We start from the raw sequence: 26,532 nt of genomic DNA on the forward strand, positions 1-26,532 counted from the left end.
AATGAGCGTATTGATTATTGCGGAACATAATAACCAACATTTGAATCCTGCCACTTTGCATGCGGTAACGGCTGCCGCCAAATTGGGTAATGTAGATTTATTGGTTGCCGGCAGTAATGCTGCTGCGGTGGTTGAAGAGGCGAAACAGGTTGCAGGCGTAGCGAAAGTTTTAGTAGCCGATTCGCCTTATTACGCTGAAGGTTTGGCAGAAGAATTAGCGCCTTTGGTTGTTAAACTGGCTGCGGATTACCGCTATGTGGCTGCGACTGCAACTGCGTTTGGTAAAAATCTGTTGCCCCGGGTTGCTGCCCTGTTGGATGTACCACAAGTTTCCGATTTAACCGAAGTTGTGGATAACTCGACATTTGTTCGTCCGATTTATGCCGGTAATGCATTTGAAACTATTCAATCCAATTCTGAAAAATTGGTACTGACTTTCCGTGCGACAGCATTTGATGCTGCCGGACCAGGCGGTAATACAGAAGTGGTCAATGTTGAGGCAACGCCTGCTCAAAACCTGAGCCGTTTCGTAAGTCGTCAACTTTCCCAGTCTGACCGCCCTGAATTGACTCAGGCAAAAGTGATTGTTTCCGGTGGCCGTGCATTGGGTAGTGCTGAAAAATTCAATGAAGTATTGACTCCTTTGGCGGATGCTTTGGGTGCGGCGATTGGTGCTTCCCGTGCGGCAGTGGATGCCGAGTATGCGCCAAACGATGCTCAAGTTGGTCAAACCGGTAAAGTGGTTGCGCCGCAACTGTACTTCGCTATCGGTATTTCCGGTGCTATCCAACACGTTGCCGGTATGCAGGACAGTAAAGTGATTGTTGCCATCAACAAAGATGCTGACGCTCCGATTTTCAATGTGGCAGATTACGGCTTGGTTGGTGATTTGTTTGAAGTTGTGCCTCAACTGACTGAAGCACTGAAAAACTGATGTTTCACGTGAAACGTTCAGACGGCCTTTTACAACAAAGGCCGTCTGAAAATATTTTGGCATGATTACGACCTATAAAACCATTATCACACCGACACAGGCTGAATTTAAAGATAAAGGCAGCCGCTTCATCGCATACGCCTATCCGATCCGCACTTTGGCCGATGTGAAGAAATATCTCGACCCATTAAAGGAAGAGCATCACAAGGCACGACATTGGTGCTACGCCTATCGATTGGGTGTGGATGGAATGCAGTTTCGCGCAAACGATGATGGAGAACCGTCCGGAAGCGCAGGCCGCCCTATTTTGGGGCAGATTGATTCTGTCGGTGTAACGGATGTGTTGGTTGTGGTTGTGCGTTATTTTGGTGGTACGCTATTGGGTGTTCCCGGTTTGATTCATGCGTATAAGGAATCAACGGCTCAGGCACTGGCAATAGCAGAAGTTGTTGAAAAGAATGTCGAAAAGACAGTTTGGTTGAAGTGTGAATATCCTGTTTTGAATGAGGCTATACGGATTGCCAAACAATATCAGACCGATATTGTGGAACAGGATTTGCAGCTGGATTGTAAGTTGACAGTGAAAATAGCGTTGGCCAATTATGAAGCTTGTATTGCTGCTTGGAAAAATACGCGTCAAATTGAAGTAGATACTGAGAAGCCGTTTGAATAAAAGGTCGTCTGAACATATTTGAGAAATCAAAAGTTTCAGACGGCCTTTGATGTTTTAGCCTTGGTATCTGTCTAAAGCATTTACGCTTGAGCGCAGGTGTTCCCAAGCCAGTTGATGAAATTCCCCTAGTGCGTTCCATAGGGCATCTTCGCTCATAATGCTGTATTCGCCCTGTGTACGCAAATCAACATCTGCCCCTTCTTCAATGGCTTGATGGCATGCTTGGTATTCGTTGGTATAGAAGTCATCCATGTCTTGCATGAGGCTTGCAGCATGTTTCCAGCGGGCGATATCTGCTTCCAGTTGCGGCAGTAATTCGCACCATTCGCGGTATTTGCTTTGAATTTCATCAATACGTTTTTGCATGATTTGTCCTTTCGTTGTTTGAAATTAGAGTATGGTTGTCTTGGTGCAATATTATTCTTAATTTGAAACAGCTATGCAAGATGGAACAATATTCCATTGATTAAATTTTATTTACAACATCTATTCTTCAAGGAGATGGTATGAAATTGCTCGTTATTGGTAATGGTGGACGTGAACACGCACTGGCTTGGAAATTGGCGCAGTCGTCTAAAGTAGAAACTGTCTTTGTTGCACCTGGTAATGCTGGAACGGCAATTGAGCCTAAACTGCAGAATATAGCGTTGACAGCACATCAAGATTTGATTGATTTTTGCCGTAATGAAAATATTGCCTTTACCGTAGTCGGCCCTGAAGCGCCTTTGGCTGCCGGTGTGGTGAATGATTTCCGTGCTGCCGGGTTGAAGATTTTTGGCCCGACTCAATACGTGGCCCAGCTGGAGAGCTCAAAAGATTTTGCTAAAGCATTTATGGCAAAATATAAGATTCCAACCGCGCAATACCAAACCTTTGAAAATGCCGATGCGGCACATGATTACGTCAACCAAAAAGGTGCGCCGATTGTTATTAAGGCGGATGGTTTGGCTGCAGGTAAAGGCGTGATTGTCGCCATGACTTTGGATGAAGCCCATGCCGCTATCGACGATATGTTGTTGGGCAATAAAATGGGCAATGCAGGCGCGCGCGTCGTGATTGAAGATTTCCTGCAAGGCGAGGAAGCGAGCTTTATCGTTATGGTGGACGGCAATCATGTTTTACCGATGGCAACCAGCCAAGACCATAAACGCCTGCTGGATGACGACAAAGGCCCTAATACCGGCGGTATGGGCGCATACAGCCCTGCTCCGGTGGTAACGCCTGACGTGTACGAGCGCGCGATGAATGAAATTATTTTGCCGACTGTGGCCGGTATGAAAGCAGAAGGTCATGAATTTACCGGCTTTTTATACGCGGGCTTGATGATTGATAAAACCGGTGCACCTTATACTATCGAATTCAACTGCCGTTTCGGCGACCCTGAAACCCAGCCGATTATGAGCCGTTTGGATAGCGATTTGGTGGATTTGGTTGAAGCGGCAATCGACGGTAAACTGGATAGTGTTGCTGCCAAATGGAATCCGCAGACTGCAGTAGGCGTGGTGTTGGCCGCACAAAATTATCCTGACTCTCCAAAAAAAGGCGATGTGATCTTCGGCTTGGATAAGGCCAATCAAATCGGTAAAGTTTTCCATGCCGGTACTGCAACGAATGAAAAAGGCGAAGTTGTAACCAACGGCGGCCGTGTATTGTGTGTTGTCGGTTTGGGCGATGATGTTGCACAAGCTAAAAGCAAGGCTTATGAGGCATTGGAAACCATCCGTTTTGACGGTATGCAATACCGTAAAGACATTGCCGATAAAGCCATCAACCGTTAATAATGAATAGAAATAGGCCATCTGAACACAGATTGTCCGACAATCGCAGTTTCAGACGGCCTTGGTATTATGATGATGTTCCCCAGAATTTTATCGGCTGCAGCCCAACGCAGGTTGCAGGCGCATCTTAAAAAAGGCGGTTTGGTCGCCTATCCTACCGAGTCTTGCTATGGCTTGGGCTGTGTCCCTACTTTGCCTAAAGCACTCAATCAACTGATTCATCTGAAAAAACGACCGCAACACAAAGGCATGATTGTCATTGGCCATAGCTTGGAACAGTTGCAACCTTTGTTGCAAAGGCCGTCTGAAAATATCCAAACCATGCTGCATGAAGCATGGCCTGCTCCGAAAACTTTTTTATTGCCGGCCGGCAAAAAAGTATTGCCCTCATTGCGGGGAAAAAGACGCAGTAAATTGGCTGTCAGGGTTCCTGCGCACGCAGGTGCAAGGCGTTTGTGTCAGGTTTTGGAAATGCCTTTAGTCTCTACTTCATGCAATCGTGCAGGAAAACGGGCATGCAAAACGGAAAGGGAAGTCAGAAGACAGTTTGGTAGGAAAGTCTGGGTTGTAGGCGGATTGATAGGTAAGCAGAAAACGCCTAGCCAGATTATTGACGGAGAAACAGGGGCAAGGCTGCGTTAAAGAAGGGTTGTATCATCAAAGGAAAGGTATTTATTTGAAGAAGCAAATTTTTTCCAAAAGATTGGAATACCTGTGTGAAAAGCATTTAGTGCAGATCCAGTTTGATACATAGTAGTCTGTAAATACAGATCGATTAAGCAGATAGTAAGTCAATAAATAGAGTATAAAGCAGTATTTTGTGAAATGCTCTTGCAAAGAATGAAGCAAACTTTGAGCGTAAATGAATCGCTGTAATAAATTATTTTTGAATAAACAAATTTTGTGGATAAATTTGAAGATAAATTTCCATAAAAACATAAAAAGGCCGTCTGAAACTTGATATTCAAAGCATTCAGACGGCCTTTTAAATATTCAAACTGTGGATAACTTTGTGAATAAGTGTGTATTAAAGCTTATGTCCGCACACAGTTTCGTATTGTTTTTCAGTAATCGTGCCGCTCATGACGCTCATTGGGCGGATGCTGGTCGGCGTATAGCTTTGGTTGGAAATCACCCGGCCGTGTTCATCCATCAGTTGCAGCGCTGCCAAGCGATAGGTTTTGTTTGAGCAATGAATTTCCCAGCTGCCTATAGCCGTTTTATAGGCAGGCGTATTGACGAAACGTTCCTCTTTCAGTTTGGAAACAGTTTTTTTATCGCGGAAAGTAACCAGTGCGCCATTTCTTTTAATGCTGCTTTTATCAATGGCCACTTTGATATTGCCTTCAGAGATGGTGCCGATGTTGGTCCAGCTACCGCCGCCGCTTGAAGTGGTGGTTGTTTCACAGGCACTCAACATCAAAGCCACAAATACGGTTGTAGCTAGGGAAAAACGTTTGATATTCATAAAACCTCATTATTTACAAAAAGTCAGTCGATATTATCCGTGAAGATGGCATATATCGTAAATCGATTTTGCAAAGTTGAACCTCTGAAAAGCATTTTATGAAAAATACGCTGAAAAGGCCGTCTGAAACCTGTCTTTCAGACGGCCTTGGAGTGTAAAATCATGTATAATTGCAAACAATTTGGTTTTCATCCCATAGGAAGATCCGACATGATTAACCCTATCGCTGCACTTTCCCCATTAGATGGCCGCTACGCCAAATCCGTTGAAGCATTGCGTCCGATTTTCTCCGAATACGGCCTGATGCGTGCGCGTGTCAAAGTTGAATTAAACTGGCTCAAAGCCCTTGCCGCCGAGCCTAAGATTGTAGAAGTTCCTGCTTTCAGCGATTTTACGCTTGCCGAAATCGACAAAGTGATCGAAAACTTCTCACTTGAAGATGCCGCCGCCGTCAAAGCCATTGAGGCGACTACCAATCACGACGTCAAAGCCATCGAATATTGGCTTAAAGAACGCTTCTCCGGCGTGCCTGAAGTGGCTGCTGCCAGCGAGTTCATCCACTTTGCCTGCACCAGCGAAGATATCAACAACCTGTCCCACGCTTTAATGCTGCAAGAAGCGCGTGAGGCTGTTTTACTGCCGAAACTGGCCGAAATTATCGAAAAACTGACCGGCATGGCGCATGAGTTGGCTGCCGTCCCTATGATGAGCCGCACGCATGGCCAGCCTGCTACACCAAGCACACTGGGTAAAGAAATTGCCAATGTCGTGTACCGCCTGCAACGTCAGTTTAAAAACCTGCAAGCGCAAGAGTTCCTCGGCAAAATCAATGGCGCAGTCGGCAACTACAATGCCCATATGGTCGCCTATCCTGATGTGGATTGGGAAAACCATTGCCGCAACTTCGTTGAAATCAGCCTCGGCCTGACCTTCAACCCCTACACTATTCAAATCGAGCCGCACGACTATATGGCGGAATTTTTCCAAGCCATCAGCCGTGTCAACACGATTCTGATCGACTTCAACCGCGACGTTTGGGGCTATATTTCTTTGGGTTACTTCAAACAAAAAGTCAAAGCAGGCGAAGTCGGTTCTTCCACCATGCCGCACAAAGTCAATCCGATCGACTTTGAAAACTCCGAAGGCAACCTCGGTATGGCCAATGCCGTATTGGGCTTTTTGTCCGAAAAACTGCCGATTTCCCGTTGGCAGCGCGACCTGACCGACAGCACCGTATTGCGCAATATGGGCGTGGGCGTGGGCTATACCGTATTGGGCTTTGCCGCCCATCTGCGCGGTCTAAACAAGCTTGAGCCGAATCCTGCCGCCCTTGCTGCCGATTTGGACGCTACTTGGGAGCTGTTGGCCGAGCCGATTCAAACTGTAATGCGTCGTTACGGCGTGGCCAATCCTTACGAGAAGCTGAAAGACTTGACACGCGGTAAAGACGGCATTACGCCTGAAGTGTTGAAACTCTTTATCGAATCGTTGGAAATTCCGGCAGAAGCCAAAGCCAAATTGCTTGAGCTGACCCCTGCGTTGTATGTGGGTAAGGCCGAAGAGTTGGCAAAACGAATTTAAAAGGTTTTTGTAGGGCGCACTTTCTTAGTTATTGAGATTTTTTGATAGATAAGAAACCAACCCTTTGCATCCGACAAATTAAAAAGGCCGTCTGAAATATTTTTCAGACGGCCTTTTTCGATTCAATCTGTTATTTCACTTTGTCTTTCAATGCGCCGTAGCCGGCAGCGTCCATTTCTTCCAAAGGAATGAATTTCAAACTTGCGCCGTTGATGCAATAGCGCAGGCCGCCTTTGTCTTTCGGGCCGTCGGCGAAGACATGTCCCAAGTGCGAATCGGCGGCATGGCTGCGCACTTCGGTGCGGCGCATGTTGTAGCTGAAATCGTCGTGTTCGGTAACGGCGGAGGCATTAATCGGATGGGTGAAGCTCGGCCAGCCGCAGCCGGAATCGAATTTGTCGGCAGAGCTGAACAGGGGTTCGCCGCTGACGATGTCCACATAAATGCCGGGTTTGAACAAGTGGTCGTATTCGTGGCTGAAGGCGTATTCGGTCGCGCTGTTTTGGGTAACTTGGTATTGTTCTTCGGTCAGGAGGCGTTTGAGTTCGGCAGTGCTGGGTTTTTTATACGTTGCCGCGTCAAAGCCTTTGCCTTGCGGGGTGGCTTTGGTTTTGCCCGGCAGCGGTTCGTCGGCTTTGCGGATGTCGATGTGGCAGTAGCCGTTGGGGTTTTTAATCAGGTAGTCCTGATGGTATTCCTCGGCGTCGTAGAAGTTTTTCAGCGGCTCGTTTTCGACGACGAGGGGCTGTTGGTATTTTTGCTGCTCGCGTTTGAGCGCGGCGGCGATGACGGCTTTTTCGGCGGGGTCGGTGTAGTACACGCCGCTGCGGTATTGCGTGCCGATGTCGTTACCCTGTTTGTTGAGGCTGGTCGGGTCAACGACGCGGAAATAGTATTGCAGGATGTCGTCGAGGCTGAGTTTGTCGGCATCATAGGTGACTTTGACGGTTTCGGCATGGCCCGTATCGCGGTAGGAAACGTCTTCGTAGCTTGGGTTTTCCGTTTTGCCGTTGGCGTAGCCTGATACTGCGTCAACCACGCCGTCTATGCGTTGGAAATAGGCTTCCAAGCCCCAAAAGCAGCCACCGGCGAGGTAGATGGTGCGTGTATTCATGATTGCTGAATCCTTTTTCTGTGTGTCGGGTTTGTAAAATGTGTTTTTCAGACGGCCTAAATCGGCATCGGGATCGCGGATTAACGCCAATGCCTGCGCTTCGTTGATACTGCCTTTGACGATGCGTTGCACGTCGCCGTCTTTGCCGATTAATGCCCACGAAGGGTAAACGCCGATATTCAGGCTTTGGGCGATGGTGCCGCCGTTGTCGGTAACGACGGGCAGCTTAGGATAGTTCAAACCGGCATACCATTTTTGAAAGTCGCCGTCTTTTTTCTCGTGCAGAAAACCGGGCGAGGCAACGGTAATCAGGTTGGCGGAACCAAATTTTGCATCTTGCGCCCATTTTTCGGTTTGCTCCAATTCGGACAAACACAAAGGACACCAGCTTGCCCAGAATTTAATCAGGGTCGGTTTGTCTTTTTTCAAATAAACGCTAGCGGGGCGGTTGTCCGCGGTTTTCAAAGTGGACAAAGTGTGCGGCACGGTCGCGGCTTCGGTATCCATTATTTTGGATGAGCAGGCGCCAAGCGCAAGCAGGCAACCGAACTTGGTGCAAAGTGAAAATAATGTGCGGGGATTCATCTCTATGTTTCCTGTATGGATGGTTTGTCTTATTAGACGTTGGAAATGCCAAAACCTGACAACCTTGATTTTCAGACGACCTTGCCACGTAAAATACGCTACAATACTCCCTATTTCAAGTTTCTAAAATTAAAAGGAAAATTTAATGTTCAGCTTCTTCCGTCGCAATAAAAAACAGGAAACTCCGGCTCCTGAGGAGGCTCAAGTTCAGGAAATCGCAGCAAAAGTAGAATCTGAAGTTGCTCAAGTAGTTGAAAATATTAAAGAAAATGTCGAATCTTTAGCAGAAAGCGTCAAAGGGCAGGTCGAATCAGTTGTTGAAACTGTCAGCGAAACCGTCGAACAGGTTCGGGAAGCTTTGACTGAAACGCGGTCTGAAACAGTCGAAAAAGTAGAAGAACACGTTGAAGCGGCAAAAGAAGCGGCTGTTGAAACCGTCAGCGAGGCTGTTGCACAGGTTCAAGAAACCGTTGCCGAGATGCCGTCTGAAGCGGCTGAGGTTGCTGAAGAAGTAGCAGAACAGGCTGAAGCGGCAAAAGAAGCGACTGTTGAAACCGTCAGCGAGACTGTTGAACAGGTTCAAGAAACCGTTGCCGAAATGCCGTCTGAAGTGGCCGAGGCTGCTGAGGAAGCAGCAGAACAGGCTGAAGCGGTAAAAGAAGCAGCTGTTGAGGCAGTTAACGAGACTGTCGAGCAAGTTCAAGAAGTTGTTGCAGAGGCTTCAGCCGAAGCCCCTGCTCCGGTAGAAGAACAAAAGCTCAGTTGGGCCGCGCGTTTGAAACAAGGCTTGACCAAATCACGCGACAAAATGGCAAAATCGTTGGCCGGCGTGTTTGGCGGCGGACAAATCGACGAGGATTTGTACGAAGAGCTGGAAACCGTGCTGATTACCAGCGATATGGGCATGGAAGCCACCGAATACTTGATGAAAGATGTGCGCGACCGTGTCAGCCTCAAAGGCCTCAAAGACGGCAACGAATTACGCGGTGCACTGAAAGATGCGCTGTACGACTTGATTAAGCCTCTGGAGAAGCCTTTGGTCTTGCCGGAAACCAAGGAGCCTTTCGTGATTATGCTTGCCGGTATCAACGGCGCAGGTAAAACCACGTCTATCGGCAAACTTGCCAAATACTTCCAAGCTCAGGGTAAATCTGTATTACTGGCGGCAGGCGATACTTTCCGTGCCGCCGCGCGTGAGCAGCTTCAGGCTTGGGGCGAGCGCAATAATGTGACCGTGATTTCGCAAACTACGGGCGATTCCGCAGCCGTTTGCTTCGATGCCGTCCAAGCCGCCAAAGCGCGCGGGATCGACATCGTGCTTGCTGATACCGCCGGCCGTCTGCCGACGCAGCTTCATTTGATGGAAGAAATTAAAAAAGTGAAACGCGTGTTGCAAAAAGCCATGCCTGATGCGCCACATGAAATCATCGTCGTGCTTGATGCCAACATCGGTCAAAACGCCGTCAACCAAGTCAAAGCCTTTGACGAAGCTCTGGGTCTGACCGGCCTTATCGTAACCAAACTCGACGGTACAGCCAAAGGCGGTATCCTTGCCGCCCTTGCCTCTGACCGCCCTGTTCCTGTCCGCTACATCGGCGTAGGCGAAGGCATCGACGATTTGCGTCCGTTTAATGCCAAAGCGTTTGTAGATGCCCTATTGGATTAAACAGATAGGCTGAGGCTTGTCAACGCAGTTTGCGGGGGATTTTTGAGTTGTATTTTGAATGACTCTGCATTCGGTTGATACCAGCCAAACAGGCTGTTAAAAAGGCCGTCTGAAACCCAAAATCAGGTTTCAGACGGCCTTTATTTATTTACAGGTTTAGTTTTTCCGTGCGGTAACAAACTCGGCCAGTTGGCGCAGGCGCAGGGCTTTGTCGCCGAATGGCTCGATCAGGGCAACGGCTTCTGCAATCAGCGTTTCTGCGTAAGTACGTGCGGCCTGCAGGCCCATCAGTTTGACGTAGGTCGGTTTGTCGTTGTCCGAGTCTTTGCCGGCGGTTTTGCCCAAGGTGGCGGTATCGGCTTCGCAGTCCAATACATCGTCGATCACTTGGAAAGCCAGGCCCAATTTGGCGGCGTAGTGATCTAAGGTTTGGATTTGCGCCGGTGTTAAGTCCGGGCAGGAAAGTGCGCCTAAGGCCACGGCCGCGCGGATGAGTGCGCCGGTCTTGAGGCTGTGCATCTGTTCCAATTCGGCCTGATTCATGGCTTTACCGACATTGGCAAGGTCGATGGCTTGTCCGCCCGCCATGCCGAGGCTGCCTGATGCTTGGGCCAGCGTGGACAACATGGCAAGCTGGCGTTCGGCAGACAGGCCTGTCGGACGGCTCAATACATCAAAGGCTTGGGTTTGCAGCGCATCGCCGACCAAAAGGGCGGTTGCTTCATCGTATTGCACATGGCAGGTCGGTTTGCCGCGGCGCAGGCGGTCGTTGTCCATCGCCGGCATATCGTCGTGAACCAGCGAATAGACGTGCACCATTTCGATGGCTGCCATCGCCTGCTCGACGGCATTTTGGTTTGCTTCGCCCAATTCGGACGCGGCAAGCACCAAGAGCGGGCGCAGCCGTTTGCCGCCGTCGAGGGTAACGTAACGCATGGCTTCGTGCAGCGTGTGCGGCACTTGGCTTTCAGACGGCAAGAAATGCGCCAGCAGCAATTCGGTTTGCGCTTGGGCTTTTTGCTGCCATGTTTTGAGTTTATTCGCCGGGTTCAAGGTTCAACTCCTTCAGTTCGCCGGCATCCAAGACTTGCAGTTTCTGCTCGACTTCCGCCAATTTGGTTTGGCAGTATCTGACCAATTCGTTGCCTTCCTGATAGGCGGCCAGGGCGTCTTCCAGCGGCATTTCGCTGCTTTGCATGGCTTGGGTCAGGGTTTCGAGGCGGGATAAGGCTTCTTCAAAGGATTGGGGGACGTTTTTTTTCATGGTTTGAAATGATGGGCAGAAAAGGGGAATTGTAGCATTTTTAGATGATGAAGGCCGTCTGAACAGGGGATGAAAACGAAATCAAAGATTTCTGTTTCTGCGTTCAGACGGCCTTTTTTCAAACGGAATAACGTTATCAGCCCGGTAAAACGGCTTTTTGATAGTTGAGCGCAATAAACTGCTTCTCGGCATCCAATTCGGTGATTTTGAACAATGCCTGTGATTTGGGCAGCGCGTCAAACGGGATACCGGTCGCGCGCGTTACCAGCGGCAGGCCTTCAATGCGGACGAGGTCTTCTTTGAGGATGGTGGCCGTCAGCTCGCTCGTGCCTTGCTGTTGCAGATAGACGAGGCTCCAGTAGGCTTCCATTTGGCGTTGGAAGTCGGCGTAGGCTGTATAGGCGGCATCGAAGTCGCGCAGCGCGGCGAAAAGCTCGGCATCGCTGTTTTGATACAGTGGCTCGGCAGAGTCGTCGATCAGGCTGATCAGCTGCTTTTGGTTGATGTAGTCGGCGGCGCGGCGCAGCGGCGAGGTAAACCAGCCGTAATGCTGTACGCCCATGCCGATGTGCGGCTCGGATTTGGTGCTCATGCGCACTTTGCCTGCCGGTTGGACGCGGAAAAGGCCGGGCAGCTCGTTTTCGTCCAGCATTTGCGCCCAAGTGCTGTTGGCAAGAATCATCATCTCGCTGACCAGCGTATCGATGGGCGAACCGCGTTCGCGGCGGACGACGGATACGTTGCCTTCCTCATCCAATTCGATGCTGTAATCGTATTGCGGCGCACGGTCGGGCTCGTATTTGCCGCGCGCTTTTTGTAAGGCGATGGCAAATTGATAGAACCAAATCAGGTCTTGATGGTGGGCGAACATCATTTCGCCCGCTTCGTCCAAGCCGGTTTCGGCGTTGAAATGCGGCTCGATGGCTTGGATGCGCAGGTTTTCGGCGATATTGACGGCTTCGATTTTGCAGGTCGGCTCACCGACGTTGAATTCGCTGTCCACATCGAAATAAATGCTGACGGCAGGACGGTACGCGCCCGCATCGAGGCTGAACGCGGCAATCCAGTTTTCGGGCAACATGGTGATTTTACCGCCGGGGAAATAAACCGTGCTCAAGCGTTCCATGATGTTTTTTTCCATTTTGTCGCCTTGCTTAATGGCAAGTGACGGCGCGGCAATGTGGATACCGACGCGTTTCATGCCATTGCCCAAATCGGTCAGGCTCAAGGCATCATCCACTTCGGTGGTCGATTCGTCGTCAATGGAAAAGGCGGTAACGTCGGCCTTGGGTAAGTCGGGCATTTCAGGAAGCTGAAGGTCGGGGAAGCCTGTTCCTTTGGGGAAGTATTTGATTTCAAACCCGTCTTGAAGGTATTGGGGAATGGACGTAATGCCGCCTGTCTTTTTCGCCAGTTCGTAAGCAGAGATTTTCAGCGCATCGGCGGCTTTGGTAAAGGCTTTGTAGGTCAGCGACTGCTTGTCGGGTGCGTGTAAGATGGTTTTCAAATCCGCCGCGATTTCAGACGGCATCTCGCCACATTTCAAGGCTTCTGCCCAAGCGTCGATTTGCGCGTCTTGCTGTTTTTTGCGTTCGATGGCGGCAAGCGCTTGTTTTAAGGTTTCTTCGGGCGCAGCTTTGAACACGCCTTTGGCTTTTTTGTAGAAATACATCGGCGCGGCGTACAGCGCAATCAAAGTCGCCGCCAGCTCGGTTTTGGTCGGCGCATGGCCGTAATATTCTTCGGCGATGGCTTCGGCGGTAAATTCCTCTTCGCCGCATACTTCCCACAATAAATCGGTGTCGATGTCCGCCGCCTGTGCCTGCGCGTTCTCCAAAAATGCAGCCATATCGCCGTTAAACTCGGCAAAGACATTGTTTGCCTTCACTTTGGTGCGTTTGCCGTGTTGGGTATCGACTTGGTAGGTGGCGTCGTTTTTTTGGACGATGGAGGCAACTTTGAATTGGCCGGACTCTTCGTAAAAGATATTCATTTTTTTAGGATTTTATGATTTGTAGGAAACGCGTGATTTTAGCAGATTTGCACAAGAAAGGCCGTCTGAAAAACATACTTTCAGACGGCCTGTTCAAACGGCGGATGATTAATACTGATATGCCGCCAGTTTGCGTTTGATTTCAGGCAGGGCGGCGCGTGCGGCCTGTTCGCCCAATTGGATGGCGCGTTGTTTTTGGTCGAAACCGCCAACCGAACCCAGCTCCAAAACCTGCGGTTTGATGACCACATTGGCTTGTCCCAATTCTTGGCGCAACGCAGTTTGACTCATTACGTTGAAGGTTTGGTCAAGATAGGAGAACATGCCTTGGCTGACGTTTTTGGCCGGACGGGCGGAAATATCGACGGCAATGATGAAGTTTGCCCCCAGTTTTTTCGCCGCGCTGACCGGTACGGGCTGCGACAGGCCGCCGTCCACATATTTGCGGCTGCCGATAACGACTGGTTGGAACACGTTCGGAATCGAAGCAGAAGCGCGGACGGCCTGTCCGGCATTGCCTACGTTGAACACCACCGGTTTGCCGCTTTCAAAATCGGTCGCAACGGCGGCAAATTTGATGGGGAACTGCTGCATCGGGCGGTTGCCGACTTTGCGGTTGATGTAGTTTTGCAGTTTTTCGCCTTTGATGAAGCCGCTGGTGGACAAGGTCAAATCCACCAAATCGGTTTTACCCAAAATTTCCGCTTCCAATTCGAGGCGGTCGGGCGACATTCCCGAAGCGTACATACTGCCGACAATCGAGCCGGCGGATGTGCCGGTAACAATTTTGACCGGAATATTGTTTTCTTTCAAAACCTTAATAATTCCGATATGGGCAAAGCCTTTGGACGCGCCGCCGCCCAAAGCCAGCGCAACCGTGGCTTTCGGTTTGGGTGCAGGACGCGAAACCGTATTTTGACCCTGCGTAGAAGGTTTGGATTGCGGCGCGTTGCTGCTCGGACAGGCGGCAAATACCAAGACGGACGAAGCGGCTAAAAACGTTTTGAATGTGGAAAAAAGTTTATTCATGTTCAGACAGCCTTTAATATGTCGAAAGGGTTATTTTACTCTGAAATTAAGTCGAAAGGCCGTCTGAAATCAGGTTTCAGACGGCCTTTTAAATCAAGCTCAAGCCAATTCGAGCTGTTTTTCCAAGCTTTCGACCAGTTGGTCGTCCAAATTCAAAGCTTGGGACAAACGGCTCAGGAACACGATTTCCTTGCGCGACAAGTCCGCGCAGACCAATCGGGCCGCCAGATAAGTTTCAGCTGCCAAAGCCTCGTCGCTGCCGACTGAAGCGGCAATTTGCTCGATAGAGGCCGGTTGCGCATATTCCGCCTGCAACCATGCCGCCGTTTCCGCATCGCTGCCGCTTTCACGCTCAATCGCCGCGCGTTCCGCATCGTCAATCAGGCCGTCTGAAGCCGCCGCCGCAATCATCGTTTGCAAAATTACACGGCTGTGGTTTTCGCCAATCAGACCGGCAGGTTGGAACGCACTTTGCGGCAATTCGTCCTGCTGGCGGTTTTGTTTCCAGTTTTGATAGCCTTTATAAGCCAGAAAACCCAAAGCAGCGACCGAGCCGGCCTTTACCAGCTTCTTCGTATTTTTCTTTTTCAACAGCATCGATGCCAAAGCACCCGTCAGCGCGCCACCGCCGAAAGAATTGAGCGGGCTGTCTGCAACCGCTTTGCCGCCTTTTTGAGCCGCACCCAAAACCTGATTGAGCAACTGACTGAAATCCATAAAAAAATCTCCTGAAAACAAATACATTGCAAATATAGGGCAGAAACACCAAAAAACCAAGCCAAAGAAAGTTAAAAGGTGCAAACAAGTTTTCAGACGGCCATAGCCGACTTTCGGTACAATCACACCATTCCAAACAATAAACCCCATCATGACCGATACCGCCCAAATCATTACCAGCTATGGCCGCCGTTATATCGTCCGCACCACCGACGGCCAAACATATGACGCCACCACCCGCAAAAAACGCGTCGATTTCGCCTGCGGCGACCAAGTCCGCATCAGCCCCATCAACGGCGAACAAGTCGTGATTGAAGACTATCTCCCACGCGAAAGCCTGCTCTACCGCCAAGACGCGTGGAAAACCAAACTGATTGCCGCCAACGTTACCCAACTCCTCATCGTCACCGCTGCCAGCCCCTCACCTAGCGAAGCCCTGTTGCAACGCGCCCTCCTCGCGGCAGAAGCGGCCGGCATCGACGCCGTTATCGTCCTCAACAAAGCCGACCTCCCCGAAACCGCCCAATGGCGCGAGAAACTCAAATTCTACGAAACCCTCGGCTACTCCGTGGTCGAAACCAACGCATTGGAAAACGCCGACATCCTGCGTCCCATATTAGAAGGGCAAACCAACATCCTGCTCGGACAAAGCGGCATGGGCAAGTCCACCTTGACCAACGCCCTACTCGGCAACCAGGCCGCCCGAACCGGCGACATTTCCACCGCGCTCGACTCCGGCAAACACACCACCACCCACGCCCAACTATACGATTTAAATGCAGAAACCCGACTCATCGACTCCCCCGGCCTGCAAGAATTCGGCCTGCACCATCTCCAAGCCGCCGATTTATTACAATACTTCCCCGACCTGCGCCACCTCATCGGCCAGTGCCGTTTCCACAACTGTACCCACCGCGCCGAACCCGGCTGCGCCGTCAAAGCCGCTGCCGAATCAGGTGAAGCCAAACCCGAGCGCATCGAATTTCTGCAACGCGTTACCGATGAATTGTTGAGATAAAGTTTTAACGGAAATAAGTGTTTGGATAAATAAAAAGGCCGTCTGAAAATTTCAGACGGCCTTTTGTTGAAGCATAATCAAATTTACCTTTCAACCGGTATCGCTACCTTAGCGGGAAAGAGACGGTGCTTTTCGTGGCGGATTGATCATGAGAAGAACGGCTTCTTCAATTTTTTTGTCCTCCCGATCATGGAGCTCTACCGGAAATTTCAGACGCAACACTGCAACAATAGCGCCAACCGATAAGCCTGCATCATGAAGCAACTCAATTTCTTTAAGTATCGGTGCGGAAAGGTTTAACATGGTTTCTCCTTAAGATTTGATACTTAGCCCACTTTATCCCCAGGCTGTGCGCCTGCATCAACATCGAGGAGCTTAAGTTTGCCCTCTGCCGTGGCGGCGGAGAGGATCATGCCTTCGGATACGCCGAATTTTGCCATTTTGCGCGGGGCGAAGTTGGCGATGGCGATAACCATGCGGCCGTTCAATTCGGCAGGATTTGGGTAAGACGCGGCGATGCCGGAGAAGATGATGCGTTTTTCAAAACCGAAATCGAGGTCGAATTTCAAAAGTTTGGTGCTGCCTTCGACGGCTTCGCAGTTCAATACTTTGGCGACGCGCATGTCGATTTTCATAAAGTCGTCGAAGCTCGCCTGTTCGGCGACTTTTTCGTATTTGCTCTCTTCGGCGGCAGGCGCGGCTGCGGCGGCGATGCTTTGTTTGTTGGCTTCGATTAAATCGTCCACTTGTTTTTGCTCCACTCGTTGCATTAAATGTTCGTATTTGTTGATGGCGTGTTCACCCAAGGTTTCGCGTGTGTTTGCCCAAGTGATGGCTTCCAAATTCAGGAATTTGGCGGCGTTTTCGGCCACTTTCGGCAATACGGGGGCGAGGTAGGCTGTCAACATGGTAAAGGCGTTGATGAGTTCGCTGCATACTTCGTGCAGGCGTTCGTCTTGGCCTTCCTGTTTGGCGAGCTCCCACGGTTTGTTGGCATCGACGTATTCGTTCACGGCGTCTGCCAATGCCATGATGTCGCGCAGGGCGCGGGCGTATTCGCGGTTTTCGTATTGCTCGGCGATGGTGTCGCTTTCGGCGGCGAGTTTTGCCAGCAATGCGCTGCCTGAAACGTTTTTCAGACGACCTTCAAAGCGTTTGGCGATGAAACCTGATGCGCGTGCGGCGATGTTGACGTATTTGCCGACGAGGTCGCTGTTGACGCGGCTGATAAAGTCTTGCAGGTTCAAATCGATGTCTTCGATTTTGCTGTTGAGTTTGGCGGCAATATAGTAGCGCATCCACTCAGGGTTCAGGCCTTGTTCCAGATAGGATTTGGCGGTGATGAAGGTGCCGCGCGATTTGGACATTTTTTGTCCGTCGACGGTCAAAAAGCCGTGTGCGTACACGCCGGTTGGGGCGCGGTGGCCGGAGAAATGCAGCATGGCAGGCCAGAACAGGGCGTGGAAATAGAGAATATCTTTGCCGATGAAGTGGTACATCTCGGTTTGGCTGTCGGCTTTGAAGTATTCGTCAAAATCGATGCCGATGCGGTCGCACAGGTTTTTAAACGATGCCATGTAGCCGACGGGCGCGTCCAGCCAGACGTAGAAGTATTTGCCCGGCGCGTCGGGGATTTCAAAACCGAAATACGGCGCGTCGCGGGAAATGTCCCAGTCAGACAGGGTGGTTTCTTCGCCTTCGCCCAGCCATTCTTTCATTTTGTTGAGGGCTTCTGGTTGCAGATGAGGCTTGCCGTCGTGCGGATTGTTGCCGGAAGTCCATGCTTTGAGGAAGTCGGCGCATTCGCCCAGTTTGAAGAAGAAGTGTTCGGATTCGCGCAATTCGGGTTTGGCACCGGATACGGCGGAATACGGGTTAATCAGTTCGGTCGGGGAATAGGTCGTGCCGCAGACTTCGCAGTTGTCGCCGTATTGGTCTTGGGCGTGGCATTTCGGGCATTCGCCTTTGACGAAGCGGTCGGGCAGGAACATTTGTTTTTCAGGGTCGAAAAGCTGCTCGATGACGCGGCTTTCGATTTTGCCGTTGGCTTTCAGCGCGCGGTAAATGTCTTGGGAAAACTGTTTGTTTTCAGGGGAATGGGTGCTGTAATAATTGTCGTAGCCGATGTTGAAACCGGTAAAGTCGGCGAGGTGCTCTTCGCGCACTTTGGCAATCATGTCTTCGGGCGCGATGCCTTGTTTTTGCGCGGCAAGCATTACGGGCGTGCCGTGGGTGTCGTCGGCGCAGCAGTAGTGGCACTCGTGGCCGCGCAGTTTTTGGAAGCGTACCCAAACGTCGGTTTGGATGTGTTCGACCATGTGGCCGAGGTGGATGCTGCCGTTGGCATACGGCAGCGCGGAAGTGACAAGGATTTTGCGTGTCATGGTTTGTGCTTTTAAAAACAATGGATAAAGATGTCGGGAATTATACCGCAAAACAATACGCAAAGGCCGTCTGAAACCCGATTGCCGGTGTTTCAGACGGCCTTTTGAGACTTAGCAGAAAGATTAAGACCTTTCGATTCGGTTCAGCATCTTCGCTTACGAAATCATCATCCCGCGCGATTGGGATTGCGCCAACTGCCTTTGTTGCGTTTCATATTCAAACTGTTGTTCCGTTTGCTTACTTTGAGCCACGCTGTCGGCAACAGGCGTCTGAGCCGCTGTTTTGGGATCGACGATGGCGACATCCAATTCTTCCATATCATGGATAACGTGGAGTTTGCCGTCCACCCTACCGATAACGTCGGCATCGGTCATTTTCGCTTTTTGCATGGCGACGGTAATGAAGGCGGCTGTGTTGTTGAATTCCGTAGCGGATTGGTAGACATTTTCCCTTTGGTTGAGTTCGGTAAGCAGGATTCTGGCTTTTTCGTATAGGGGTTGCACGTCGGGGGAAAAGCCACCTGCCGCCTGCGCATATTGATACGGCTGTTCGCGTTCGTTTTCACTGATAAGCCACTGTCCGAAAGTACGGCTGGGCATTTCTCTTTTGATGGTGCGGTTCAAATTGCTGTCGGGCATCTGGTTGGGAATCTTGTCGAACTCTTCAATATTCGGCAATACCCTGATTGCCCCTTCGTGCGAATTATTACGGGTTCTGCCCACCTCTACCCCCTCGAAATGATGGATGTATTCCTTACCCTTATATATTCCGCTGCGGTAGAGGGCGGTAAAAGTAAAGTCGATGCAACTGTTGGTCGTCCAGTTATAAGTGCTTCTGTTGAAACCGTAATTTTGAGGGTTTTCCCCAAATTTCTGTAATGCTTTATATTGTTCTACGGTAATCTCCATAGTGCGTTCGTAAACCGGATTTCGGTACTCTTTGTGCTCGCCTTTTTGTACATCCCCCGGTTTGTCGGGATGATACCAATGATATTTCTCGGTATCTTTAGGCGGAGCAAAACCGTAGGAATGGATGGTACGTCCGCCATCTTCGCTGATGCCGTAGAATACATGACCGGGCAGGGAGGTTTTTTGCTGCTTTGTTTCCTCATCCAATTGAGGTTTCCCCGTGTCTATATCAAATAGAGGTGTGCCGGGTGCAGCCACATAAATGGTCAAAGTGTATTTTTTGTTATTCATTACATTTCCTGTTTAAAAAATTATTTGCCGCTAGGTGGAAAACTTACATATACCGCCAATTTAAGCTTCGGATAGTCAGGATATTGGTGTAAGGCTCGGATTGATAGGCGGTAATAGCCTCCTTTTTCCTGTATTAGGAAATACGCCATCGAATTTTCATAAATGCTGTATTCTTCACCGTCAAATACTCTTGGAGACGGACTGCTGATAGCAGTATCTGCTATAAATTGTGTCTGATTGCTTTGAAATCGAGGTATATTGACTGCCTCGAGAGGAGCATCAAACAAATCCGAACGATAGATATGGCTGTCGCTCAGTCCAATTTGGGTTTTCTTTCCGTTTTTATCGAAATGGGCAAGTTTTGTCTCAAATTTTAGCAATTTATTTTTAATTAAAATATCATTCATGATAATCCCATTATCAATGTCAAAATATTTTTTATCTTCATACGGATACATTGTCATAATATATATGGTTTGATTACGAGCCTGATTCTTAGGAAGATATTTTTTCTTCAATTTGAAATAAAACACCTGCTCCTTCTTCGGATCGATAACCAACGGCTGCTCAAACGGCACTTCGTACACCGGATGTCCGTCAACCTCTTTCGGCACGTCTTTGTACGGGTCGCCGTATTGGGAACAGGCACTTAAAAGGGCTGTTAGAAATCCCAAAATCGTCAGGGTACATCTTTTTCCGCTCATAATAATTTCCTTTCTGTAAAATCATTTTGGGGTACGTTCTATATTGACATAAATACCTAATTTCAACTTGGGATAATCGGGATATTGCTTCAACGGTCTAACCGTAAGTTTGTAATATCCCCCTATATCCTGTATTAAAAAACCTGCTACGATAATATTGGTTGAAAGATAGTCTTCGTGATCTATAGAGCAGCAATATAAACTGTTACAGTATATTTTTTTAATCCGTCCACCATGATTTATCCTTGAAAAAAATTTGACTATAATATTTGTTTTCCTAATATACAGAGGAAAATTATTAAAATTGTACCGAATAAATTGGTTGCAATCGCTGCAAAAAATGCACTCCATGCTGATTTTGTAAAAAATCTTGGCTTCTTAATTGAAGGATAAATTGAACTTATAAAACAAAACAGTCCCCAAATATAATAGAAAATCCATGCAATGCCTGCTTTGGTATCTATAGAAGTCAAAATATCGTATGCCATCCAACAATACAAAACCAATGAAAGAAATATTGCGCCAATTACTGCCCCGCTGCGTAAACGCATATATAGGCAATAACTCGCTGCAATAGAAACCCAAAAACCAAGTAAATTTTCAATAAGACTCCGATCTATCGAAAAGTATTCATAGTATCTTATGTTGATATAGATTAAATAAGCCAAAGGCAATAACAGACTCAGAACAACGCTTACAATAGCAATCTTCTTTTCTAAAGCTATTGGTTGCTTCATACGTTCACCAATAAGGGACGGTTTTTTTTGACATAAGTTACCTTATTTAATCTAAATTAATAATCCATTCCATCACATACACAATTTACGTTTTTGGAATTTACAAAAGTTACTCGTATCGAACAAATTGTCCTTCAGTTTGAACTTTACATTGCGCCTGTCAAGTTTTCCATCCACAGATAGATTAAATTGAATAGATATATTTTGACTCGAGGAAGAAATCTTAATTTCAGGACTTTCCACCTGCATACTATTCCAGTCCTTTTTATCCAATCTATATCCTATTGCGTTAAAAACCTCTCTATTATTAACTGTTAACTTCTCCAGAATAACATTTTTTGCAGATGTATCATGCCATATTTTTAAACTGTGCGGAGATTCATGTAACATATAGTTTCTAATCAGGAATATTATCAATAGCGCTATAATATAATACCAGCAAACCCATACAAAGTTATTTTAAAAAATTCTGGTATAAATGTTTTCATTTACTAATTCCCAAGAAAAATATCGATTCAATCATTGCTTTCTATTTTATATCAGAATAACAGCAATTCGTCTGAAAACCAATCCTAACCCGTTTTCAGACGACCTTACTTTACTTATTGCTACCCACCTTTCAACGAGGCTACCTTCACCGCCCCCTTCAGCCGTTTGGTAAACATTCCATCCTGATAGTAGCGAATCTTGTTTACCTTCGCCGGATGTGCCATACCTTCGTAAATGATGATTTCACTGTCCTGACTCATTCCTTTCAATTCCTGCGGCAGCATCAGCGCGCGGCGCTCTTCGCTTTCCGAAACGCTGCGTTCGCGTCCGCGGCTGACGTTTTTGCGTTTTACTGTGGTATAGCCCAACATTTCGGAGTATTCGTTCGCATCCTGCTGCTCCCTCGGCGTATAGATGATTTGCAGCGCATGGTTGGTGATGATCGTGCGGGCGTATTCTTTGCCGTAAACGGCGTCCAGTTGGGCGACGGATTGGATAATCGGAAACAAGCGGATGTTGTAGCCCGCCATGTAGCTGACGGAATGGGCAATGATTTCCACTCTGCCTATGCTGGTAAATTCGTCCATCAGCAACAGGCACTGGTGTTTCAAATCGGGATTGTCCTGCGGTAACTCTTTGGTGTTTTGGTTGATAAGTTGGGAGAAGAACAGGTTGACGATGACCCTCGATTCGGCAAGCTTGTTGGGCAGGATGCCGATATAGACGGTCATTTTCTTTTTGCGCACGTCGGTGAGCAGGAAGTCATCGGCGGAGGTGGCGGCGTCAATGACGGGGTTGATCCACGGGTTGAGCGGTTCTTTAAAGGTACCCATGATGGAGCCGAAGGTTTCCTTCTCTTGGGAGATTAAACCGGAAAAGGCGGTTTTGGCTGCTTCACTCAGGAAGGTTTTTTGAGACAGGGAGGTAAAGTATTCTTTGAGTTCGGTACCGTTGCCTGAAGAAAGGCGGTAAATCTTGCCTAGAGTGCACGGAGGCTGACTATTGGACAATAAGATGCCGTTGTTGCTTGCTTTTTTGCGGTATGCGTGCTTATCGAACAGGTATAACGAAAACGCCAAAAACGCATTTCTTGCCTGAGCCACCCAGAACTTATCCCGGCTGTCCCCGTCCGGATACAGCATTGCCGCTATCGACATCAAATCCGATACCCGCTGGTCGGGATCGGAAGAAACATAGGTAAACGGGTTCCAACGGTGCGTCCTACCATCCTCGGCAAAAGGGTTGAACAGATAGACTTCCTGACCCAATACCTTTTTGCGGTAGCCGCTGGTCAGGTTGAAGTTTTCCTGTTTGATATCCAAAACTACGACCGAGCTTTTGTAACTCAACAGGTTCGGTATCACGATACCGACACCTTTACCCGAGCGGGTCGGTGCCGCCAGCAATGCAAACTGCTGGCCGCTGTAATGCAACAGCTTGCCGTTGTATTTGCCGACGACTAACGATGTATCGGATTGCTTGAAAAAGCCTGCCTTTACCAGGTCCGACATTCCTGAAAACCTTGCCTCGCCGTGCAGGCTGGGGGAAGCTGTCCTCCATATGGGAACGAGGCTGAACAGGTAGGCCAGCAGCGGCAGACCGAAGCCGGCTATACCTGATGTCTTAATTTGTAAAGAATACGCTGCAACCTGAGGAAGATGCAGCGTATTGAAATATTTGAACCATGTCGTCAGTACCAGCGGGGTTTTATCCAGTCCCAGCCATTGCAGTAAGATAAAGCCGGAAAGGTAGCTGCCGGCAACCAAGGAAAGCAGCAATAAAATTGCCGTAATGATGAATTTGTTGCGTAGGGTCATTTTTATATGCCTCTTAACTTTAGATGATTAAATCGGTTTTAGAAATCAATAAGCAATCTTTAGCAGTAAAGGTCGTCTGAAAAAGCTTTCAGACGACCTTTTTTACACAAGGTTCTTAACCGCGTACGCGTTCGATTTTTGCGCCTACGCCGCCGAGTTTTTTCTCGATGTATTCATAGCCGCGGTCGAGGTGGTAGATGCGTTCGACGATGGTTTCGCCATCTGCGACCAAACCGGCCATGACGAGGCTGGCGGAGGCGCGCAGGTCGGTTGCCATCACGACGGCGCCGGAGAGTTTTTCCACGCCTTTGATGTAGGCGGTGTTGCCTTCAGTGGTGATGTCTGCACCCATGCGGTTGAGTTCGGGAACGTGCATGAAGCGGTTTTCAAAAATGGTTTCCACTACGCGGCTGCTGCCTTCGGCAATGGCATTCATGGCCATAAACTGTGCCTGCATGTCGGTTGGGAAGCCTGGGTGGACGACGGTGCGGATGTCCACGGCTTTGGGGCGTTGCTGCATGTCGATGGAAATCCAGTTGTCGCCGGCTTCGATGATGGCGCCGGCTTCGGTCAATTTGTTTAACACGACTTCCATGGTTTTGGGAGCGGCATTGCGCAGGACGACTTTGCCGCCAGTCATGGCGACGGCGCAGAGGAAGGTGCCGGCTTCGATGCGGTCGGGAACGACGCTGTGTTCGCAGCCGTGCAGCTCTTTTACGCCTTCGATGGTCATGGTTGCTGTACCGATGCCGCTGATTTTTGCGCCCATTTTGACAAGGCATTCGGCCAAATCAACGACTTCGGGTTCGATGGCGCAGTTTTCGAGGATAGTGGTGCCTTCGGCAAGTGTGGCCGCCATCAACAGGTTTTCAGTGCCGCCTACGGTCACGACATCCATGGTAACGCGCGTGCCTTTCAGACGGCCTTTGGCTTTGACGTAACCGTGTTCGATGGTGATTTCCGCACCCATGGTTTCGAGGCCTTTGAGGTGTTGGTCAACCGGACGCGAACCGATGGCGCAGCCGCCGGGCAGGCTGACTTGGGCTTCGCCGAAGCGGGCGAGGGTCGGGCCTAAAACCAAGATGGATGCGCGCATGGTTTTTACCAGCTCGTAAGGTGCGCAGGTGTTGTTGACAGTGCCGCCGTTGATTTCAAATTCGGAGATGTTGTCGGTCAAAACGCGTGCGCCCATGCCTTGCAGCAGTTTTTGGGTGGTTTTGACGTCGGCGAGCATGGGTACGTTTTTCAAGCGTAAAGTGCCGGAAGTCAGCAGGCCGGCACACATCAGCGGCAGGGCGGCGTTTTTTGCGCCGGATACGATGATTTCGCCGTTGAGGGGGCCGTTGGCAGAGATTTTGAGTTTGTCCACAGGATGTCTTTCGTTATTTGTCTGCACGGTTTATGCCGCACAAATGAAATGAGATGAATAATAAACCATCAATTATAAGGGATTATGCCCTTGCTGTTAGATTTGGCAGTATTAAATTTTCACAAGGTTTGTTTAAGTTGCGAAAGGATAAGATTTCAGGCCGTCTGAATGGTTCAGACGGCCTGTTTGCCAAGGCTTATTTTTTGGCTTTGAAGCCTAAGAGGTGTTGCGTGGTGGCCAGCCATGCGCCGAATACGCCCAGCGCGATGACGAAGCCGAATACCAGCGACACTTCGCTAAATGTGAAGAAACGCCAGCCGATGTTCAGGCCGTAGGGTTTGAAAATCGCGTCCACCAGCGGCCGTACTTCTGCCAGCAGCCAAGCCGACAAGCCCAAGCTGACGGCGGCGGAGAAAATACTCTGCCACATTGCCTGATAAAGGAAAGGACGGCGGATGAAGGAAGCGGGCGCACCCAACAGCTTGGTGATTTCCAACTCTTCCTTGCGGCTGAGGATTTGCAGGCGGATGGTGTTGTGTGCCACCAAGACAAAGGCCATGCCCAAAGTCAGCGAGAGGAACCACAAAATCTTGCGGATAAATTCGTTAATACGATAAAGGGTTTGTACCCATTCCGTATCCATGGTTGCCGATTCGACGCGCGGCAGTTTGGTAATGTCTTTATAGATGGCCTGCATCTGATCCGGAGAAGTGGCAGGGTCGGGCGTAACGATAAAGACGTCGGGCAACGGGTTGCCATCGAGCATGGAAACGAGGTTTTGGTCGAGATTGGTCTGCAATTCTTCCAAACCTTCCTGCTTGCTGATAAAGCGGACTTTATCGATACGGCTGTCGCGTTGGAGCAGGTTTTTCACCGTATCGGCATCAGAACTTGCCGCATCGGTGTCCATATAAACCGTAATTTGCGGCGACTCGTTGAGTTTGCCCAATACGCTTTGACCGCTTTGGATGCCTAAATACATAAAAAGCGGCAAGGTCATGGCAACGGCAAGCATGAGCAGGGTCAGCAGCGTGCCGATGGGTTGGCGCAAAAGCTCTTTGAGCGCGGCGCGTGCCGATTCGACGTGTAACGAGATGTAATGAATCATGCTCATGCGAGACGTCCTTTCTGCAGGCGCAAGACGCGGTGGCCGTAATCCGCCATCAGCGTTTCATCGTGCGCCGCAACAATCACGGTCGTGCCTGCTTCATGGAAGGTTTTGAACAATTCCATAATATCCAACGCGTAGGCGCGGTCGAGGCTGGCGGACGGCTCGTCGGCAATCAGCAGGCTGGGTTGGTGAACCACTGCGCGCGCGATGCACAAACGCTGTTGTTCGCCGCCGGACAAAGTGATGGGCATATCGTTTTCGCGGCCTTTCAAGCCGACTTTCTCAATCGCAATACGCGCGCGCTCTTCCGCTTTGCGCGGCTGATAGCCGCTAATCCGCAAAGGCAGGATAACGTTTTGCAAGACATTGCGGTCGTAGAGGATTTTGTGGTCTTGGAAGACAATGCCGATATGTTGGCGCATAAAGCCGATCTGATTGTCGCTCAAGGTGCCGAGGTCTTGATTGTTGAACCAAACCTTGCCTTTGGTAGGCTTGGTAATGCCTGAAATCAGCTTCAAAATGGTGGATTTGCCCGAGCCCGAATGGCCGGCGATAAAAATCATCTCACCTTTGTTAATCTGGAAACTGACATTTTTCAGGGCTTCGAAACCGCCGGGATAGGTTTTGGAAACTTGTTCGAAACGGATCATGGGTTTTCCTGAAAATAGGGATTCAGACGGCCGGCGTCATCGATAGGGCAACATGTCGTCTGAAAAAATGGGGATATTCACAGATTATAAATATTTCGGCTGCTTTTTGATAGTGAAACCCCGGTTCTGCCTGTGGATACACTGCCGGTTTGCAACACAAAGCAATATGGTTTGAAAAAAGGCCGTCTGAACGATTGGGTTTCAGACGGCCTTTTGAGTTTATCGGCGTATTCCCCCAAAAGTAGGAATAC

Annotated in this window: 24 protein-coding genes; 7 read left to right on the plus strand and 17 right to left on the minus strand. The window is 49.3% G+C overall.

What is annotated here, in order from left to right:
* Position 1 precedes the first annotated feature (1 nt).
* Together ACTHS4_RS03535 and ACTHS4_RS03540 are read left to right on the plus strand one after the other, a co-directional pair.
* On the plus strand, positions 2–934 hold the full coding sequence (locus ACTHS4_RS03535) for an electron transfer flavoprotein subunit alpha/FixB family protein (RefSeq protein ID WP_070826690.1): 933 nt from the start codon (positions 2–4) through the stop codon (positions 932–934).
* Positions 935–995: 61 nt separating this feature from the next.
* The gene (locus tag ACTHS4_RS03540) at positions 996–1,607 is read left to right on the plus strand and encodes an IMPACT family protein (RefSeq protein WP_070826691.1); all 612 of its coding nucleotides are present in this window, start codon (positions 996–998) and stop codon (positions 1,605–1,607) included.
* Positions 1,608–1,661: 54 nt separating this feature from the next.
* Here ACTHS4_RS03540 and ACTHS4_RS03545 read toward each other — a convergent pair whose 3' ends face one another.
* On the minus strand, positions 1,662–1,973 hold the full coding sequence (locus ACTHS4_RS03545; RefSeq protein ID WP_003747758.1) for a DUF4298 domain-containing protein: 312 nt from the start codon (positions 1,971–1,973) through the stop codon (positions 1,662–1,664).
* 140 nt (positions 1,974–2,113) lie between these two features.
* Here ACTHS4_RS03545 and purD point away from each other — a divergent pair, with 140 nt between their 5' ends.
* The gene (gene purD / locus ACTHS4_RS03550) at positions 2,114–3,385 is read left to right on the plus strand and encodes a phosphoribosylamine--glycine ligase (RefSeq protein WP_070826692.1); all 1,272 of its coding nucleotides are present in this window, start codon (positions 2,114–2,116) and stop codon (positions 3,383–3,385) included.
* A gap of 72 nt (positions 3,386–3,457) precedes the next feature.
* The gene (locus ACTHS4_RS03555; RefSeq protein WP_039861929.1) at positions 3,458–4,027 is read left to right on the plus strand and encodes an L-threonylcarbamoyladenylate synthase; all 570 of its coding nucleotides are present in this window, start codon (positions 3,458–3,460) and stop codon (positions 4,025–4,027) included.
* Positions 4,028–4,412: 385 nt separating this feature from the next.
* Here ACTHS4_RS03555 and ACTHS4_RS03560 read toward each other — a convergent pair whose 3' ends face one another.
* Positions 4,413–4,853: a surface-adhesin E family protein gene (locus tag ACTHS4_RS03560; RefSeq protein WP_070826693.1), complete on the minus strand. Its 441-nt coding sequence runs from the start codon at positions 4,851–4,853 to the stop codon at positions 4,413–4,415.
* 210 nt (positions 4,854–5,063) lie between these two features.
* Between ACTHS4_RS03560 and purB the strand changes: the two genes are divergently transcribed.
* Positions 5,064–6,434: an adenylosuccinate lyase gene (gene purB, locus ACTHS4_RS03565; protein ID WP_070826694.1), complete on the plus strand. Its 1,371-nt coding sequence runs from the start codon at positions 5,064–5,066 to the stop codon at positions 6,432–6,434.
* Positions 6,435–6,564: 130 nt separating this feature from the next.
* On the opposite strand, the gene msrAB is transcribed toward purB, so the two are convergent.
* The gene (gene msrAB / locus ACTHS4_RS03570) at positions 6,565–8,133 is read right to left on the minus strand and encodes a bifunctional peptide-methionine (S)-S-oxide reductase MsrA/peptide-methionine (R)-S-oxide reductase MsrB (protein WP_440365510.1); all 1,569 of its coding nucleotides are present in this window, start codon (positions 8,131–8,133) and stop codon (positions 6,565–6,567) included.
* 145 nt (positions 8,134–8,278) lie between these two features.
* On the opposite strand from msrAB, the gene ftsY reads away from it, so the two are divergent.
* Positions 8,279–9,799 carry a signal recognition particle-docking protein FtsY gene (gene ftsY, locus ACTHS4_RS03575; protein ID WP_141761487.1) on the plus strand — a complete coding sequence of 507 codons (1,521 nt, stop codon included), beginning with the start codon at positions 8,279–8,281 and terminating at the stop codon, positions 9,797–9,799.
* Positions 9,800–9,955: 156 nt separating this feature from the next.
* On the opposite strand, the gene ACTHS4_RS03580 is transcribed toward ftsY, so the two are convergent.
* The 5 genes from ACTHS4_RS03580 to ACTHS4_RS03600 all read right to left on the minus strand — a co-directional run bounded on the left by ACTHS4_RS03580 (position 9,956) and on the right by ACTHS4_RS03600 (position 14,802).
* Positions 9,956–10,852 carry a polyprenyl synthetase family protein gene (locus tag ACTHS4_RS03580; RefSeq protein WP_440365511.1) on the minus strand — a complete coding sequence of 299 codons (897 nt, stop codon included), beginning with the start codon at positions 10,850–10,852 and terminating at the stop codon, positions 9,956–9,958.
* Positions 10,836–11,063 carry an exodeoxyribonuclease VII small subunit gene (locus ACTHS4_RS03585; RefSeq protein ID WP_440365512.1) on the minus strand — a complete coding sequence of 76 codons (228 nt, stop codon included), beginning with the start codon at positions 11,061–11,063 and terminating at the stop codon, positions 10,836–10,838. Before ACTHS4_RS03585 ends, ACTHS4_RS03580 begins: the two co-directional genes overlap by 17 nt.
* Before the next feature lie 136 nt (positions 11,064–11,199).
* Positions 11,200–13,056 (minus strand): ribonuclease catalytic domain-containing protein, encoded by a 1,857-nt coding sequence (locus ACTHS4_RS03590; protein WP_371460203.1) that lies wholly within the window; start codon positions 13,054–13,056, stop codon positions 11,200–11,202.
* A gap of 108 nt (positions 13,057–13,164) precedes the next feature.
* Positions 13,165–14,085: a patatin-like phospholipase family protein gene (locus ACTHS4_RS03595; RefSeq protein WP_070826698.1), complete on the minus strand. Its 921-nt coding sequence runs from the start codon at positions 14,083–14,085 to the stop codon at positions 13,165–13,167.
* Between the two features lie 99 nt (positions 14,086–14,184).
* Positions 14,185–14,802 (minus strand): tellurite resistance TerB family protein, encoded by a 618-nt coding sequence (locus ACTHS4_RS03600; protein ID WP_049349212.1) that lies wholly within the window; start codon positions 14,800–14,802, stop codon positions 14,185–14,187.
* 151 nt (positions 14,803–14,953) lie between these two features.
* Between ACTHS4_RS03600 and rsgA the strand changes: the two genes are divergently transcribed.
* The gene (gene rsgA / locus ACTHS4_RS03605) at positions 14,954–15,820 is read left to right on the plus strand and encodes a ribosome small subunit-dependent GTPase A (RefSeq protein ID WP_070826699.1); all 867 of its coding nucleotides are present in this window, start codon (positions 14,954–14,956) and stop codon (positions 15,818–15,820) included.
* A 108-nt stretch (positions 15,821–15,928) separates the two neighbouring features.
* Here the strand turns inward: rsgA and ACTHS4_RS03610 are convergent, their stop codons facing one another.
* The 9 genes from ACTHS4_RS03610 to ftsE form a co-directional block, all read right to left on the minus strand.
* On the minus strand, positions 15,929–16,123 hold the full coding sequence (locus ACTHS4_RS03610; protein WP_070826700.1) for a virulence regulator: 195 nt from the start codon (positions 16,121–16,123) through the stop codon (positions 15,929–15,931).
* 23 nt (positions 16,124–16,146) lie between these two features.
* Positions 16,147–18,204, minus strand: coding sequence for a methionine--tRNA ligase (gene metG / locus ACTHS4_RS03615; protein WP_070826701.1), 2,058 nt, complete (start codon positions 18,202–18,204; stop codon positions 16,147–16,149).
* 156 nt (positions 18,205–18,360) lie between these two features.
* Complete coding sequence (locus tag ACTHS4_RS03620; protein WP_070826702.1) at positions 18,361–19,404, minus strand: hypothetical protein; 1,044 nt, start codon at positions 19,402–19,404, stop codon at positions 18,361–18,363.
* Between the two features lie 20 nt (positions 19,405–19,424).
* Entirely contained in the window at positions 19,425–20,108 is a 684-nt protein-coding gene (locus ACTHS4_RS03625; RefSeq protein ID WP_070826703.1) for a hypothetical protein, read from the minus strand.
* A gap of 260 nt (positions 20,109–20,368) precedes the next feature.
* On the minus strand, positions 20,369–20,845 hold the full coding sequence (locus ACTHS4_RS03630; protein WP_440365513.1) for a hypothetical protein: 477 nt from the start codon (positions 20,843–20,845) through the stop codon (positions 20,369–20,371).
* A gap of 608 nt (positions 20,846–21,453) precedes the next feature.
* Positions 21,454–23,151 (minus strand): type IV secretory system conjugative DNA transfer family protein, encoded by a 1,698-nt coding sequence (locus ACTHS4_RS03635; RefSeq protein WP_070826705.1) that lies wholly within the window; start codon positions 23,149–23,151, stop codon positions 21,454–21,456.
* 115 nt (positions 23,152–23,266) lie between these two features.
* Positions 23,267–24,520, minus strand: coding sequence for a UDP-N-acetylglucosamine 1-carboxyvinyltransferase (murA, locus tag ACTHS4_RS03640; protein WP_070504121.1), 1,254 nt, complete (start codon positions 24,518–24,520; stop codon positions 23,267–23,269).
* A gap of 196 nt (positions 24,521–24,716) precedes the next feature.
* On the minus strand, positions 24,717–25,634 hold the full coding sequence (gene ftsX, locus ACTHS4_RS03645) for a permease-like cell division protein FtsX (RefSeq protein ID WP_003747810.1): 918 nt from the start codon (positions 25,632–25,634) through the stop codon (positions 24,717–24,719).
* Entirely contained in the window at positions 25,631–26,281 is a 651-nt protein-coding gene (gene ftsE, locus ACTHS4_RS03650) for a cell division ATP-binding protein FtsE (RefSeq protein WP_003681151.1), read from the minus strand. The genes ftsX and ftsE overlap by 4 nt, the downstream gene beginning before the upstream one ends.
* Positions 26,282–26,532 lie beyond the last annotated feature (251 nt).

The sequence above is a fragment of the Neisseria sp. P0014.S009 genome (genome assembly GCF_051958155.1).
Taxonomy (GTDB): domain Bacteria; phylum Pseudomonadota; class Gammaproteobacteria; order Burkholderiales; family Neisseriaceae; genus Neisseria; species Neisseria flavescens_C.